The organism is Pseudomonas sp. M2 (assembly GCF_015751845.1).
In the GTDB taxonomy this organism is placed as follows: Bacteria; Pseudomonadota; Gammaproteobacteria; order Pseudomonadales; family Pseudomonadaceae; genus Aquipseudomonas; species Aquipseudomonas putida_E.
On sequence record NZ_JADOUD010000001.1, the window covers coordinates 4,890,141 to 4,904,404 of the forward strand.

11 protein-coding genes are annotated in these 14,264 nt (G+C 62.5%); 6 read left to right on the top strand and 5 right to left on the bottom strand.

Going from position 1 to position 14,264, the window contains the following annotated elements; genetic code table 11:
* The first annotated feature begins 33 nt into the window (after positions 1-33).
* Positions 34-1,695, top strand: a complete 1,662-nt coding sequence (locus tag IWW33_RS22645) for a phosphoethanolamine transferase (protein ID WP_046786002.1) — start codon at positions 34-36, stop codon at positions 1,693-1,695.
* Here the strand turns inward: IWW33_RS22645 and IWW33_RS22650 are convergent, their stop codons facing one another.
* Positions 1,696-2,661: a LysR substrate-binding domain-containing protein gene (locus tag IWW33_RS22650; RefSeq protein WP_046786003.1), complete on the bottom strand. Its 966-nt coding sequence runs from the start codon at positions 2,659-2,661 to the stop codon at positions 1,696-1,698.
* A gap of 146 nt (positions 2,662-2,807) precedes the next feature.
* On the opposite strand from IWW33_RS22650, the gene IWW33_RS22655 reads away from it, so the two are divergent.
* Positions 2,808-4,184, top strand: a complete 1,377-nt coding sequence (locus IWW33_RS22655; protein WP_119687149.1) for an L-serine ammonia-lyase — start codon at positions 2,808-2,810, stop codon at positions 4,182-4,184.
* 1 nt (position 4,185) lies between these two features.
* On the opposite strand, the gene IWW33_RS22660 is transcribed toward IWW33_RS22655, so the two are convergent.
* The 3 genes from IWW33_RS22660 to IWW33_RS22670 form a co-directional block, all read right to left on the bottom strand.
* A complete protein-coding gene (locus IWW33_RS22660; protein WP_174141919.1) occupies positions 4,186-5,481 on the bottom strand; it encodes an FAD-binding oxidoreductase in 1,296 nt (431 codons plus the stop codon).
* Positions 5,482-5,495: 14 nt separating this feature from the next.
* Positions 5,496-6,584 carry a polyamine ABC transporter substrate-binding protein gene (locus tag IWW33_RS22665; protein WP_046786006.1) on the bottom strand — a complete coding sequence of 363 codons (1,089 nt, stop codon included), beginning with the start codon at positions 6,582-6,584 and terminating at the stop codon, positions 5,496-5,498.
* Positions 6,585-6,649: 65 nt separating this feature from the next.
* On the bottom strand, positions 6,650-8,008 hold the full coding sequence (locus tag IWW33_RS22670) for a glutamine synthetase family protein (protein WP_046786007.1): 1,359 nt from the start codon (positions 8,006-8,008) through the stop codon (positions 6,650-6,652).
* Positions 8,009-8,157: 149 nt separating this feature from the next.
* Here IWW33_RS22670 and IWW33_RS22675 point away from each other — a divergent pair, with 149 nt between their 5' ends.
* Together IWW33_RS22675 and IWW33_RS22680 are read left to right on the top strand one after the other, a co-directional pair.
* Positions 8,158-9,066 (top strand): helix-turn-helix domain-containing protein, encoded by a 909-nt coding sequence (locus IWW33_RS22675; RefSeq protein WP_046786008.1) that lies wholly within the window; start codon positions 8,158-8,160, stop codon positions 9,064-9,066.
* 59 nt (positions 9,067-9,125) lie between these two features.
* Positions 9,126-11,039, top strand: coding sequence for an AAA family ATPase (locus tag IWW33_RS22680; RefSeq protein ID WP_174141920.1), 1,914 nt, complete (start codon positions 9,126-9,128; stop codon positions 11,037-11,039).
* A 150-nt stretch (positions 11,040-11,189) separates the two neighbouring features.
* On the opposite strand, the gene IWW33_RS22685 is transcribed toward IWW33_RS22680, so the two are convergent.
* Complete coding sequence (locus IWW33_RS22685) at positions 11,190-12,575, bottom strand: aldehyde dehydrogenase family protein (RefSeq protein ID WP_174141921.1); 1,386 nt, start codon at positions 12,573-12,575, stop codon at positions 11,190-11,192.
* Positions 12,576-12,680: 105 nt separating this feature from the next.
* On the opposite strand from IWW33_RS22685, the gene IWW33_RS22690 reads away from it, so the two are divergent.
* Both IWW33_RS22690 and IWW33_RS22695 read left to right on the top strand, forming a co-directional pair.
* The gene (locus IWW33_RS22690; protein ID WP_046786398.1) at positions 12,681-13,565 is read left to right on the top strand and encodes a LysR family transcriptional regulator; all 885 of its coding nucleotides are present in this window, start codon (positions 12,681-12,683) and stop codon (positions 13,563-13,565) included.
* A gap of 153 nt (positions 13,566-13,718) precedes the next feature.
* Positions 13,719-14,240: an acyloxyacyl hydrolase gene (locus IWW33_RS22695; protein ID WP_046786010.1), complete on the top strand. Its 522-nt coding sequence runs from the start codon at positions 13,719-13,721 to the stop codon at positions 14,238-14,240.
* Positions 14,241-14,264: the final 24 nt, after the last annotated feature.

Consider the following 14,264-nt stretch of genomic DNA (forward strand, 5'->3'; position numbering starts at 1 on the left):
TCGACCGCGCGCCATCCAGAGGGTCAGTGATCAATGAAAACCATGTCTCGGCTGGGCGGTGTTGCCTCGAGGGTAGTGAAGGCAGAGTGGCCGGTTCTGCTGTTATGGTCGTTTCTGCTGTCGCCGTTGTTTGTAAGGCTTTTGGCTGAGTGCAATTGCTCGAAAACGGATTTGCTGGTTATCTATACGTTTGCCATTTCAATGTTATGGCTGCTGGCCACGCGTTTCGTTTCAACCAATCAATTCAAGGTTCATCTTCTGTTGTTGCCATTTTATCTGGCGGCCAGCGTGGACCTGTTTCTGGTGCTGAACTTCGGTTCACGCTTGACGGCGGCCTATCTTTTTATCGGGCTGACCAATTACAAAGAGGCTACTGATTTCCTCAGTACCTACTGGCATTCGATCAGCGCGGTGCTGCTGGTATTCGTGCTGTGCTACGGCGTTGGGCTGGCAGGGTTGCACGGGCGCACGTTTTACAAGAACAAGGCGATTTTCGGTTTGACGATAAGTGCCTTGGTGTTGGGGTATGGCGCCTATTTTTATAAAACCGTAAAGCTCAACTCGCTGGGCAGGAGTGCAGTCCTGGACCTGGCAGCGAAGGACCAAAGTACCCCTGTGGGTTATTTGTCGCAAATCGGCTTGACGGTAACGTTGTATGCCGAGTCGAAGCGCTATATCAAACAGCGCCTGGAGTCCGAGGTAAAAATAACAGCAGTATCGGACGCCGCTGACGTGGAGACCCTCGTGTTCGTCATCGGCGAGTCTTCACGGCCACACAACTGGTCGCTGTATGGTTACCACCATTCCACCACGCCGAACCTTGACAAAGAGTCGGGGGTGTTCAAGTTCAACAGCATGTGCACCACGGCGCCGCATACGTCGGTCGCGGTGCCCTCGATGCTCAGCCTGGAGCCGATCGAGCACTGGGACCTGATCGCCTCGACCAAATCGCTGGTTGGCATCTACCGCGCCGCCGGCTACAAGACGTACTGGCTGTCTTCCCAGGAAGTCGACAGTTTTGGCGGGATCATTCCGCAAATTGCTGCCGAGGCCCAGAGCCGGCAGTACTTTGAGCGCAGCTACGACGGTGCATTGATGTCGGCCTACGAAAACATCGTCGAGCAAGGCGGCACGCAAAAACAGGCGATCTTTATTCATATCAAAGGCAGCCATTTCGATTACGCCCGCCGCTACCCACGCGAGTTCGGCACATTCAAGCCTGCGACCGACAGCGCGAAGGACCGGATCACCGCAGATTACGATAACTCCATCTTGTACACCGACTGGCTGTTGGGAAGGATCATCGATCAACTCAAAAGCAGCCAGCGCAAGGCGCTGTTGGTCTATTCGTCAGACCATGGCGAGAATTTGCTGGATGACAGCCGCGGCCTGCTAGGGCACGGTATGGGCAATGAGTATGACCTTTCGGTCGCGGCGTTTTTCTGGGCTTCAGGCAGCCTGCTGCAGCGGCAGGCGCAAACGCTGCAAAAGCTCAAGCAGCGGGAAGGGCAGACCATCAGCATTTCCTCCCTACCGCATACGTTGTTGAACATCACTGGCATTTCCATGCCGGGTTATGACAGCGCCCAAGACCTGTTGAGCGACAACTTTGTCTCGTCCAAATGCCCACATTTGCTGGCCGGTGAGTACGTTCCCTCGTTTGATTTCGATGTGAAACGCGTTGCAGTCGAATGACTACGCGGGTGTGCGGGTGGACGCGGTACGGGCTTGAACAGGGTGCTGCAGGAGGAAGCTTTTGGCCTCTTCCACCAGCCAGTCGTGTACCGCACGAGCGCCCGGCTGGTTCAGCCCGCCTGGCGGGTAATGCACTACATAGCGCTTGTGGTTGGCGATCGGCACACCGAAGGGCACGATCAGCGCACCCCGTTCCAGTTCATCATTGAGTAAGGTGCGACGGGCTATGGCCACGCCGATCCCGGCAATCGCCGCTTCTATCGTCAGGTGATTGCGGTTGAAGGTATGCCCCCGGCGCACATCCAGCCGTGGCGCACCAATGCCCTCCAGGTAGAACTCCCATTCGGCAAAGTCCGAACTGCCGCGCCAGGCAGTGATGTCGTGCAGCAGTGGATAGTGGGCAAGGTCCGCAGGCCCGTGCAGTGGCGGGCGGCCGCGCAGCAGGGCTGGCGAGCAGACGGGGAAGATCTGTTCGTCCAGCAGCGGGGTCGAGAGCATGCCCGGGTAGCTGCCATCATTCAGGTCAATGGCCAGGTCGAAGTCGCCCGGGTTCAACGCCTGCGCACTGTCTTCGGCCACCAGGCGCAATTCGATATCCGGATACCGCTGCTGGAAGCGCGGCAGGCGTGGTGTCAGCCACTTGGCCAGGAACGAGGGAATCGAGCGTACGCGCAAGGTGCCGCGGATCTCGCCGGCGTCCAGGCGCAGCAGTTCGGCTTCGATACTGCCGTAGGCCTCGGCCACGGTCTGCGCCAGGCGCTGCCCCTCGGCGCTCAGCTCTACCCCCCGCGCCCGGCGCAGGAACAGGCGGTAACCAAGGCGCTCCTCCAGCTGGCGCATCTGCTGGCTGACCGCACCGGGGGTGATGTGCAGTTCCTCGGCGCAGCGGGTGAAAGAGAGATGCCGTGCCGCACAGGAAAAAACATGCAGCCAGACGAACATCTGGCCGTTCATTTGTCGTCGCATCGTTTAGTTCTGCTAAAGCCTTGCTTAGAAAGTTTCGTTGGTCATCAACAGGCGAGCGCGGCAGTATCGCGCAAATCCGCAATAGCGTTCAATTTATCCAGACAGCCGCGTAACGGTGATACAGCCCGGCGCGGTCAGGCATTAGCATGGCTATCAGTGTTTTCGACCTTTTCAAAATCGGCATCGGCCCATCCAGTTCCCACACCGTCGGCCCCATGCGGGCAGCCGCCACCTTTGCCCAGGCATTGCGCACCCAGGGCTTGCTGGGCCAGGTAAGGCGTATCGAAGTACGGCTTTATGGTTCGCTTTCCGCCACGGGTGTGGGCCATGCCACTGACCGCGCCTGCCTGCTCGGCCTGATGGGGCAGTGGCCGGACCGGATCGACCCGGCCACCATCGAGTCACGCATTGGCCAGGTGATGCAGGAGCAATGCCTGATGCTCGACGCCAGCCACCCGCTGACTTTCATCTATGCACGCGACATGCTGCTGCTGGAGGAAAACCTGGCGTACCACCCCAATGCCATGACCCTGGAGGCAATGGACGAGCAGGGCAGCCTGCTCAGCCAGACCTACTACTCCGTTGGTGGCGGCTTTATTGTCGAGCAGGGTGAAATCGACGCGCCCCAGAACCAGGCGGCTGCAGTCCCGCTGCCCTACGAATTCTCCAGTGCCGCCCAGTTGCTGGCGCTGTGCAAGGCCCACCAGTTGAGCGTTGCCCAGCTGATGCTGGCCAACGAATGCGCGTGGCGCCCTGAAGCCGAGGTGCGCGCAGGGCTGCTGCGGATATGGGCGGCGATGCGTGAATGCGTCGACAACGGCCTGCGCAATGAGGGCATCCTGCCTGGCGGGCTTGGCGTCAAGCGCCGCGCTGCACGTCTGCATCGCAGCCTGCAGGAACTGGGCAAACCCAATGTGATCGGCTCGACCCTGAGTGCCATGGAGTGGGTGAACCTGTTCGCCCTGGCGGTCAATGAAGAGAACGCCGCTGGCGGGCGCATGGTCACAGCGCCGACCAACGGCGCGGCGGGCATCATCCCCGCGGTGTTGCACTACTACATGAAATTCAACCCAGCTACCTGTGACGACGATGTGGTGGCGTTCCTGCTGGCCGCTGCCGCTGTCGGCATCCTGTGCAAGAAGAATGCATCGATCTCCGGTGCCGAGGTGGGTTGCCAGGGCGAGGTGGGGTCGGCGTGCTCGATGGCCGCGGCAGGCCTCGCCCAAGTGCTGGGCGCTACACCGCCGCAGTTGGAAAACGCCGCCGAAATTGCCCTGGAACACAACCTGGGCTTGACCTGTGACCCGGTCGCAGGCCTGGTCCAGGTGCCGTGTATCGAGCGCAATGCGATTGCCGCGGTCAAGGCGATCAATGCCGTGCAGATGGCCCTGCGCGGTGATGGCGAGCACTTCATCTCGCTTGATCGGGTAATCCGCACCATGCGCGATACCGGTGCCGACATGCATGCCAATTACAAGGAAACCTCGCGTGGTGGTTTGGCGGTGGCGTTCGTCGAGTGCTGAGTCAACCCAGCACCTCGCGCACCCGATACCACAGCATCCCCAACGCCAGCAGCGGCGAGCGCAACGCCTTGCCGCCCGGGAAGGTAAGGTGGGGTACGGCGCTGAAGACATCCAGCCCCTGGCTGTGCCCGGCAGCGATCCCTTCAGCCAGCAGTCTGGCCGTCCAGTGCGTCACATTCAGGCCATGCCCAGAGTAGCCCTGGGCGTAGTAGACATTCGGGTACTGGCTCAGCCGCCCGACCTGAGGGAAGCGGTTGGCGGTGATGCCGATCATCCCGCCCCATTGGTAATCGATGCGCACGTCGGCCAGTTGCGGGAACACCTTGAGCACCTTGGGCCGCATGTAGGCGGCGATGTCCTTCGGGTCGCGCCCTGAATAATGGCAGGCCCCGCCGAACAACAGCCGACGATCTGCGGTGAGGCGGTAGTAATCCAGGCCGACCTTCTGGTCGCACATCGCCATGTTCTGCGGGATAAGCGCCTTGGCCACAGCCTCGGGCAGTGGCTCGGTGGCCACCACGTAGCTGCCGGCAGGCAGCACTTTACCGCTCAGGCGTGGCTCCAGTTCGTCCAGGTGGGCGTTGCAACCGAGCACCAGGCTTTGTGCCCTGACCTTGCCCCGAGCGGTGTGCAGGGTGACCGTGGTGCCATGCTCGATGCGCAGCACCGGGCTCTGCTCGAAAATGCGTACCCCCAGGCCATGGGCCGCGCGCGCTTCACCCTGGACCAGGTCGAGCGGGTGCAGATGGCCCGACCCCATGTCCACCAGCCCGCCGGCGTACTGGTCGCTGGCAACGATCTCATGCAGTCGCTCAGGGCCGACCAGGCGCGTTTCATGGCCATAGCCAAGCTCCGCCAGCTCGCGCTGCTCGTCCTTGAACGCCGCGAACTGGGCAGGTGTATTGGCCAGTTCGCAGAAGCCCCAGCGCAGGTCGCAGGCAATGCCGTACTGCTCGATACGCCTGGCCACCAGGGCCACCGAGTCGATGCCGGCCTGTTTCAGGTAGCGCACGCCGTCCTGGCCGACATAGCGCGCAAAACCGCTGACGTCATGGCCGATGCCGCGGATCAACTGGCCTCCGTTGCGCCCGCTGGCGCCCCAGCCGACGCGCCGGCCTTCGAGCAGGATCACCGACAGGCCACGCTCGGCCAGTTCCAGCGCCGTATTGACCCCAGTCAGGCCAGCGCCGACCACGCACACATCAGCGGTCAGTTCGCCGTCCAGGCTGGGGTAGGGCGCGGTATCACGCGCGGTAGCGGCGTAGTACGACGCAGTGTGTTGGGTGTCGAATGGCATGGCGCGCTCTCGGCTCAGCGGTTGGACTTGATCTTGCTCCAGGAGCGGGTCATGACCCGCATGATCTTCGGGCTCGGCGTGCTGGAAATGTACAGCTTGTCCAGCACCTCCTGGGGTGGGTAGATCTCGGGGTTGTTGACCAGCGACTCATCCATGTAGGCCTTGGCGTCGGGGTTGGCATTGGCATAGCCGACGGTGGCACTGACCTTGGCGATCACCTGTGGTTCGAGCAGGTAGTTGATGAAGGCCAGCGCCTGCTCGGGGTTGCTGGCGTCCTTGGGAATGGCCAGCAGGTCGAACCACAGGTTGCTGCCTTCCTTGGGGATGCTGTAGGCGATCTTCACGCCGTTTTTCGCCTCGACCGCGCGGTTGGCGGCCTGGAACACATCGCCGGAGTAGCCGAAGGCAATACAGATGTCGCCATTGGCCAGGTCCGAAACGTATTTGGACGAGTGGAAGTAGGTGATATAGGGGCGCAGTTCAAGCAGGTGCGCTTCGGCCTTGGCGTAGTCAGCCGGCTTTTCGCTGCGCGGGTCCATGCCCAGGTAATTGAGCATGGCCGGGAACAATTCGTCGGGCGAGTCCATGAAGGCCACCCCGCACTGCTTGAGTTTCTTCAGGTTCTCTGGCTCGAACAGCACCGCCCAGGAGTCGATACGCTCGATGCCCAGTGCGGCTTTGACCTTCTCGACGTTGTAGCCAATGCCGTTGGTGCCCCACAGGTAGGGCACCGCGTACTGGTTGCCGGGGTCGTTCTGCTCAAGTTGCTTGAGCAGTTTCGGGTCCAGGTGCTTCCAGTTCGGCAGCTTGCTGCGGTCCAGTGGCAGGAAGGCACCGGCCTGCGCCTGGCGGGCGAGGAAGTGGTTGGACGGCACGACCACATCGTAGCCGGTGCGCCCGGCAAGCAGCTTGCCCTCCAGGGTTTCGTTGGAATCGAACACGTCATAGACCACCTTGATCCCGCTGCTGGCCTGGAAGTCGGCCAGGGTGGTATCGCCAATGTAGTCGGTCCAGTTGTACACGCTGACCGTGGGCTGAGCCTGGGCGGCTGCACCGAACAGCAGGGTGAATGCTGCAGGAATCAGGGCTTGCAGATGACGCATGTCGACACCTCGTTGGTCTTGTTCTTTGGGTTGGGTGTGAGGGGCTGCACGGCAGCCCCCGCAGATCAGACGCTGAGCAGCAGGAATTCACGCTCCCACGAGCTGATCACACGCTTGAAGTTTTCATGCTCGGCACGTTTGACCGCCACGTAGCCCTGGACGAACTGCTTGCCCAGGTAACGCTGTACGGTCTGGCAGTCCTCCATGTGCTGCAGCGCGTCCTCGATGGTGATCGGCAGGCGCAGGTTGCGCCGCTCGTAGGCGCGGCCTTGTACCGGCGCACTGGGTTCGACCTTCTCGACCATGCCCAGGTAGCCGCACAGCAGGCTCGCGGCGATCGCCAGGTAGGGGTTGGCGTCGGCACCCGGCAGGCGGTTTTCCACGCGCATGGCGTCGGGGCTCGAGGTCGGCACGCGCAGGCCGGCGGTGCGGTTTTCCTCGCCCCATTCGACGTTGACTGGCGCCGAGGTGTCCGGCAGGAAGCGGCGGAAGGAGTTGACGTTCGGGGCAAACATCGGCAACAGCTTGGGGATGTACTTCTGCAGGCCGCCGATGTGGTGCAGGAACAGCGCGCTCATGCTGCCATCGTCGTTGGCGAACACCGGCTTGCCGCTGGCGATGTCGACCACGCTCTGGTGCAGGTGCATGGCACTGCCCGGTTCATCGGTGATCGGCTTGGCCATGAAGGTGGCCGTCACGTTGTGCTTGAGCGCCGCCTCACGCATCGTGCGCTTGAACACGGTGATCTGGTCGGCCAGGTCCAGCGCATCGCCATGGCGGAAATTGATCTCCATCTGCGCCGGGCCGTCTTCGTGGATCAGCGTGTCGAGGTCCAGGCCTTGCAGTTCGCACCAGTCATAGACGTCTTCGAACAAGGGGTCGAATTCGTTGGCGGCATCGATGGAAAACGACTGGCGCCCGCTTTCGGCGCGGCCGGAGCGGCCCAGTGGCACTTGCAGTGGCAAGTCCGGGTCTTCGCAACGCTTGGTCAGGTAGAACTCCATCTCTGGAGCGACGATCGGCCGCCAGCCCTTGTCGGCATAGAGCTTGAGCACCTTCTTCAGCACGTTGCGCGGCGACAGTTCGATGGGGTTACCCTGTTTGTCGAAGGTGTCGTGGATCACGATGGCGGTCGGTTCGATGGCCCAGGGGATCTGATACACCGCAGTCGGGTCGGGGCGGCAGACCATGTCGATGTCAGCGGCATCGAGCAGGCTGTAGTAGATGTCATCGTCGACGTAGTCGCCGGTGACGGTCTGCAGCAGCACGCTCTCGGGCAGGCGCATGCCACGCTCATGGAGGAACTTGGCGGTCGGTGCGATCTTGCCGCGGGCGATGCCGGTCAGGTCGCTGATCACGCATTCGACTTCGGTGATCCGGTGTTCTTTCAGCCAGGTGGAAAGCTGATCGAAGGGGGCGTTCATACAGACCTCTTGGTTGGGTTTTTGTGGCACTGGTGTGCAGGAGCCTTCCCACATGCCGTGCTGAGGGCTATCTTGGGCGCAGCCCCCAGGGCAATCTATCCACTTTCTTCGGCAATGAATGCACCAAAAGAGTGCAATTAGGACGCAGCGTGACAACGCCCAATGCCTTGCAGGTCCAGGCCTTCCACACCACCGATGTGACCGAACAGGTGCGCGCCACCCCCGGTTGGCAGCAGCAGTACCGGCAGATGTCGCCCGGCCACTTCAGCGGCCAGCTGCGTTGCCTGGGCCTGGATGGCGTGCAGGTGTACGAAGAGCGCCTGAACACGCGGGTCGAGCAGTTTTTCCGTGCCCCCAGCGGCGCGTTGGCGTTTTGCTTCGACCGCAGCGAAAACAGCCTGTACCTGCTCAACGAACAGAGCCGCAATATCTGGATCACACCGGAGAACTACCAGGAGGTGGCGGTGGTGTTCGACCAGGCCTTCCTGGCCAGCCACGCCCTCGACCCGCAGCGCCTTGACGGCTTGTTCATGGTGCCGCTGGGCAGCGGCCAGAATGCGCTGTTCGGCAGTTGGCTCAGCGCTACCCTGACGCGATTGGGGCAAGCCGATTGCCCACTTGCGGGGCAAGCGTTGGCCGAACAGTTGCTGGAAGACTGCCTGTTCATCCTGGATAACGCCTGCCAGCAGCTGCAGGGCGGAGCGCTGGGGCGGCGGGGAGAGGAGCGGGCGATCATGCAGCGGGTCAGTGAGTGGGCTGCCGACTGCCCCGAAGAAACCCTTAACCTGCTGGAGTTGGCAGACGTTGCCGGCGTTTCCCTGCGCCAGCTGCAGCAGGCATTCAAGGCGTTTACCGGCATGCCGCCGGCCCATTGGCTGCGGCTTCGCCGGCTCAATGGGGCGCGGCGCGACCTGTTGCGCGGTGGCGAGGTGACGGTTGCCGAAGTGGCCATGCGCTGGTCGTTCTGGCATTTGGGGCGCTTTTCCGAAAGCTATCGGCAGTTGTTCCGGGAACTGCCCAGCGAGACGCTCAAGCGGGGCCGGCCGGTTCGCGGTTAAACCCAGCATTGCGTCGGGAAAGTTGCTATCGTGCCCGGCAGTGTTCACCCGAGGTCCCGATGTTCTACCTGCCTTTGCCCAGCGACCAGGCCGAGCGCCTCGCCAGCGCCCCCCCAGCCACCGACTTTTTCCCTGGCGCCAGCGTGCTGCAGGCGGCCTCCGTGCTGTTCGTGCAGAACCTGCCGCGCCAGCCTGCCAGCGTTTCGGCTGACGCACAGGAACGCCGCTTCGCTGAAATCGTGCGTATTGCCAATGAGGTCGAAACGGCGGCGCCTGGCCGTTTTCAGGGCCAGGTAGCGCAGCATTTCGACCGCGAGGCGTTTGCCATGGGGCTCGGCATGCTGGGTGAGAACGGCGTCGCGCTGGTATCACCCGAAGTCGACTACCCGGCGGAAGAATTTCAGGACGCCGAAGGCCAGTGGAACTTCCAGTTCGCCGGCAGCTACCGGCAGCGGGTCACGCCGTTGCACCCGGTGTACCTGCCGTCGTTGGCCAGCGACCTCATGCTCAGCGACCAGCAGAACCGCCTGCTGCGCGAGTTCTTGTCCGGGGTGGACGAGTCGGTGGCGGTGCAGGGGTTCGCCGGTACCGGCAAAACCTTCCTGATCCACCAGTTCGCGCGCCTGCTCGACCCGCAACGCACCTTGCTGCTGGCCCTCACCGAAGGCCAGCTCAGGGCACTGCGGGCACGGGTCAAGGATGCTGAGGCGTTCACGGCGATGACCTTTGGCCAACTGGCCGACGAGATTCTCAACCGCGACCTCACCAGCAACGGTTGGCGCCTGCGCGATCCGTACCGAACCAAGTTGTCATGGCGCCCGCAAGAGGCGCAGGTGGTGAAATGGCTGGCCATCCCGGATATCGGCCCCTTGGCCGCCCGGGACGTGGTCGCCCTGTGCATCAAGGCCGTGCGCAGCTTCTGCCGCAGCGGCGACAACCAGTTGCAGCTGCATCACTTGCCCTGGGCCGGCCCGGGGACCTCGCCGCTGGATCAGGAAGTGCTGCTGGAAAAGGCCAGGTTGTACTGGCAGGAGCTGACCCGCCCATCGTCGCGGGAGATCCAGTTGCCGGTGCGCGATTACCATCGGGTCAAACTGTTGTCGCTGACGGCCGAACTGATCGACAGCCGCTATACCCATGTGATCGTCGATGAAGCCCACGAGTTGTCCGCACCCATGGTCGCCGTGCTGGATCGCAGCCCGCAATCTGTCATTGCCCTGGGCGATGAGCTGCAGAACCTCAATGGCTTGAGCCCGCACCATGGCGGCTTCATCCGCCAGCGTTATATCGACCATTCATTACGCGCAGGGCCTGCCATGGACAGCGTACTCAACCCGTTGATCCAGGCCCACCCGGCGGCCATCCAGGCAGCCTTCAGCGGCAGTGCCGAGCATTACACGCGGGTCAGTTTCTTCGATGCTGTGACGGTACCCGAGCAGCCCACCGCGTTGATCGTCGATGACGAGTGGGGGTTGTTCGGTTGGTTCCAGCGCCTGACCCACCAGGGTGTGCCGTTCGTGCTGCTGCAAAGCGCGCGCAAGGATTTCGAGCTGTTCGTCGAGGATTGCATCGAGTTGTACCGCTATGGCACGCGGCCGCGTCACCCGATGCTGTTCCGATACCCAAGCTGGCAGGCGCTTGAGCAAGACAAGGGGGACGACAAGGCGTTCGTTGCCGTGGCCAATATGCTGCGCAAGGGCTACACCCCGGAGCACTTTGCCAAGGCCAAGAGCCGCTACCGCTGGGACAAGGCGCCTAAGCTGTTCCTTGGCCGTGTACGCGATGTGAAGAACATGGAGTTCGCCCGGGTGATGGTCTCGCCGGAGCTGATGGTTGCGCCGGTAACGGCCGGCAACCGCAATGAGCGGGCACGGATGCTGGCCGGGCTGTACACCGCATGTTCGCGGGCGCGGCACGAGCTGATCGTGCCAGGGGGGATGCTGGACTGGGTCAAGGACCAGGTCCGCGATTGAGCGTGCCCCGGGGCCGCTGCGCGGCCCAATCGCCGGCAAGCCGGCTCCCACAGCAATTGCTGCCAGCTTTGAAAACCGTACGGGCAGCACGGTCACTGTGGGAGCCGGCTTGCCGGCGATTGGGCTGCAAAGCAGCCCCGGCTCACGAAATCAGTTGCGATCCAGCCACACGGTTTGCGCGTTGGTGAACTCGCGCACGCCAAAATGCGACAGCTCACGCCCGAAGCCACTCTTTTTCACCCCACCAAAGGCCACGCGGGGGTCAGAAGCGCAATAGCCGTTGATGAACACCCCACCGGTGTCCAGCGCTGCCGTCATGCGCTCGGCCAGGGCATAGTCTGCGGTGTAGATGGTCGATGCCAGGCCGAATTCGCTGTCGTTGGCCAGCTCCACCGCATGTTCGGCATCGCGGGCAGTGATGATCGCAGCCACGGGGCCGAACAGCTCCTGCTTGAACGCGGTCATGTCCGGGGTGACGTTGGCGAACACGGTCGGGGCGTAGAAGTTGCCCACGCCTTCGACCTTGTTGCCGCCCAACAGCAAGGTGGCGCCCTCGGCGAGGGTCGCCTGGACCTGGCCATCGAGCTCGTCGCGCAGGTCGTAGCGCGCCATCGGGCCGATGTAGGTGTCATCTTCCAGCGGGTTGCCGACCTTCAACTGGCGTGTCGCCTCGACGAACTTGCGCGTGAATGCCTCGACGATGCTCTCTTCCACGATCAGGCGCTTGGCCGCGGCGCAGACCTGCCCGGTGTTCTGGTAGCGGCCAACCACGGCGGCTTTCACCGCAGCATCCAGGTCGGCGTCGGCCAGCACGATGAACGGATCGGAACCACCCAGCTCGAGCACGCATTTCTTCAGCGCGGCACCGGCCTGGGCGCCGATCGCCATGCCGGCACGCACGCTGCCGGTCAACGTCACGGCAGCGATGCGCGGGTCGTTGATGGCGCGGGTGACGCCGTCCGGGGTCACGTTGAGTACCTCGAACACGCCTTCGGGCAAGCCGGCATCCTTGAACAGGTCGCCCATCAGATAGGCGCTGCCCATGACGTTCGGCGCATGCTTGAGCACATAGGTGTTGCCGGCCAGGATCGCCGGTACGGCGCCACGCAGCACCTGCCAGATCGGGAAATTCCACGGCATCACGGCCAGGATCGGGCCCAGCGGGCGGTATTCGATACGCGCTTTTTCGACCTGGGTCGGCTCAGCCGCAAGCATCGCCGGGCCGTGCTCGGCGTACCAGCGGCACAGGCCGACGCACTTGTTCACTTCACCTCGGGCCTGGCTGATCGGCTTGCCGATTTCGCGGCTGATCATCAGCGCGAAGGTTTCGGCCTTGGCCTCAAGGGTGTCGGCCAGGGCAAGCAGGTACTCGCTGCGCTGACCCAGCGACACCTGGCGCCACTGGCGATAGCCAGCCTCGGCACGTTGCAGCGCCGCTTCCAGTGCGGCGTCGGTGTCGAAAGGGTAGCTGCCGATCTGCTCGCCGCTGTGCGGGTCGATGGAGATGGCGTGGGTCAGGCTGCTGATCTGGCTCATGGCTGCACACTCGTTGTTGTTCATCAGTGAGGCCAGACTAGTGGGCTAGGGGTTTAATGAAAACTGAATAATAATGAGCGAAACATTCACGTTTGGAGAATGACTGTGGATCTGGTGCAATTGGAGATCTTCAAGGCAGTGGCCGAACAGGGCAGCATCAGCGCCGCCGCCCAGCACATCCATCGGGTGCCGTCTAACCTGACCACGCGCATCAAGCAGCTGGAGGAAGACCTGGGTGTCGAGTTGTTCATCCGTGAAAAAAGCCGCCTGCGCCTGTCGCCGGCTGGCTGGAACTTCCTCGAATACACCCGGCGCATCCTCGACCTGGTGCACGAGGCCCGGTTGACGGTGGCGGGCGAAGACCCGCAAGGCACCTTCGCCCTGGGTTCGCTGGAGAGCACCGCAGCCGTGCGTATACCGGCATTGCTGGCCGCCTATAACCAGCGCTACCCGAAAGTCGACCTGGACCTTTCCACGGGGCCGTCGGGGACCATGCTTGAAGGCGTGCTGTCCGGGCGCCTGGTGGCAGCATTCGTCGATGGCCCGTTGTTGCACCCCACGCTTGAAGGCATGCCGGTATTCGAGGAGGAGATGGTGATCATCTCGCCGCTCAACCATGCCCCGGTAACCCGTGCGCAGGACGTCAACGGTGCGAGTATCTACGCCTTCCGTGCCAACTGCTCGTACCGCCATCATTTCGAGAACTGGTTCGTCCAGGACCAGGCGGTACCAGGCAAGATCCATGAAATGGAGTCCTACCACGGCATGCTCGCCTGCGTCAGCGCAGGTGCCGGCCTGGCCATGTTGCCACGCAGCATGCTCGACAACATGCCCGGCTGCACCACGGTTAGCGCCTGGCCCATGTCGGAGGATTTTCGCTACCTCAAGACCTGGCTGGTGTGGCGCCGCGGTACCGTATCGCGCAGCTTGAGCATGTTCGTTAAGCTGCTTGAGGAGCGGCGCGCTGGCTCAGACCGTACTGAACATTAGCCATTGGTGGCAATTCACTTCCAACTTTCTGATTAATTGGACAATAATCAGAAAAGTATTACCTCGTGTGACCGGTTGGATGCACCGGCCACCGTAAAAATCGAGGGGCAAAAGCCCCCGCTTGCCCGTGTTGACCATCAGGAGATGTCATCGATGAAAACCCGTCTTGCCACTATGCTCGCAGCCGCCGCATTGGCTGTTGCCGGGGCCAATCTGGCCCAGGCCGCGCAGGTGTCCGGCGCCGTGGGCGCCACCAGCCAGGGCGACATGACTTACCGTATCGGCCTGGCCTTCGACTGGGACAAGAAATGGCTGCAAAGCAGCACCGGCTTCGTGACCGGTTATTGGGATGCAGCCTACACCTACTGGGAAGGTGGCGAGGCCAGCGGTGCTCACTCGCTGTCGTTCAGCCCGGTGTTCACCTACGAATTCAGCGGCTTCACCTACACCCCGTACATCGAGGCAGGCATCGGCCTGGCAGCATTTTCCAAGACCGATGTCGGCGATCAACACCTGGGTTCGTCGGTCAATTTCGAGGACCGCATCGGCTTCGGCCTGAAGTTGCCGGGCGAGCAGAAAGTCGGCATCCGTGCCATGCACTACTCCAACGCCGGTATCAAACAGCCGAACGACGGCATCGAATCCTACTCGCTGTTCTACAGCAAGGCGTTCTGAAACGGCGGGCCGCGCCAGCGGCCC

Excerpts from the sequence above, each read along its gene's own strand:
- IWW33_RS22645 (WP_046786002.1), top strand. The coding sequence starts at position 34 with ATGAAAACCATGTCTCGGCTGGGCGGTGTTGCCTCGAGGGTAGTGAAG.
- IWW33_RS22650 (WP_046786003.1), bottom strand. The coding sequence starts at position 2,661 with ATGCGACGACAAATGAACGGCCAGATGTTCGTCTGGCTGCATGTTTTT.
- IWW33_RS22655 (WP_119687149.1), top strand. The coding sequence starts at position 2,808 with ATGGCTATCAGTGTTTTCGACCTTTTCAAAATCGGCATCGGCCCATCC.
- IWW33_RS22660 (WP_174141919.1), bottom strand. The coding sequence starts at position 5,481 with ATGCCATTCGACACCCAACACACTGCGTCGTACTACGCCGCTACCGCG.
- IWW33_RS22665 (WP_046786006.1), bottom strand. The coding sequence starts at position 6,584 with ATGCGTCATCTGCAAGCCCTGATTCCTGCAGCATTCACCCTGCTGTTC.
- IWW33_RS22670 (WP_046786007.1), bottom strand. The coding sequence starts at position 8,008 with ATGAACGCCCCCTTCGATCAGCTTTCCACCTGGCTGAAAGAACACCGG.
- IWW33_RS22680 (WP_174141920.1), top strand. The coding sequence starts at position 9,126 with ATGTTCTACCTGCCTTTGCCCAGCGACCAGGCCGAGCGCCTCGCCAGC.
- IWW33_RS22685 (WP_174141921.1), bottom strand. The coding sequence starts at position 12,575 with ATGAGCCAGATCAGCAGCCTGACCCACGCCATCTCCATCGACCCGCAC.
- IWW33_RS22695 (WP_046786010.1), top strand. The coding sequence starts at position 13,719 with ATGAAAACCCGTCTTGCCACTATGCTCGCAGCCGCCGCATTGGCTGTT.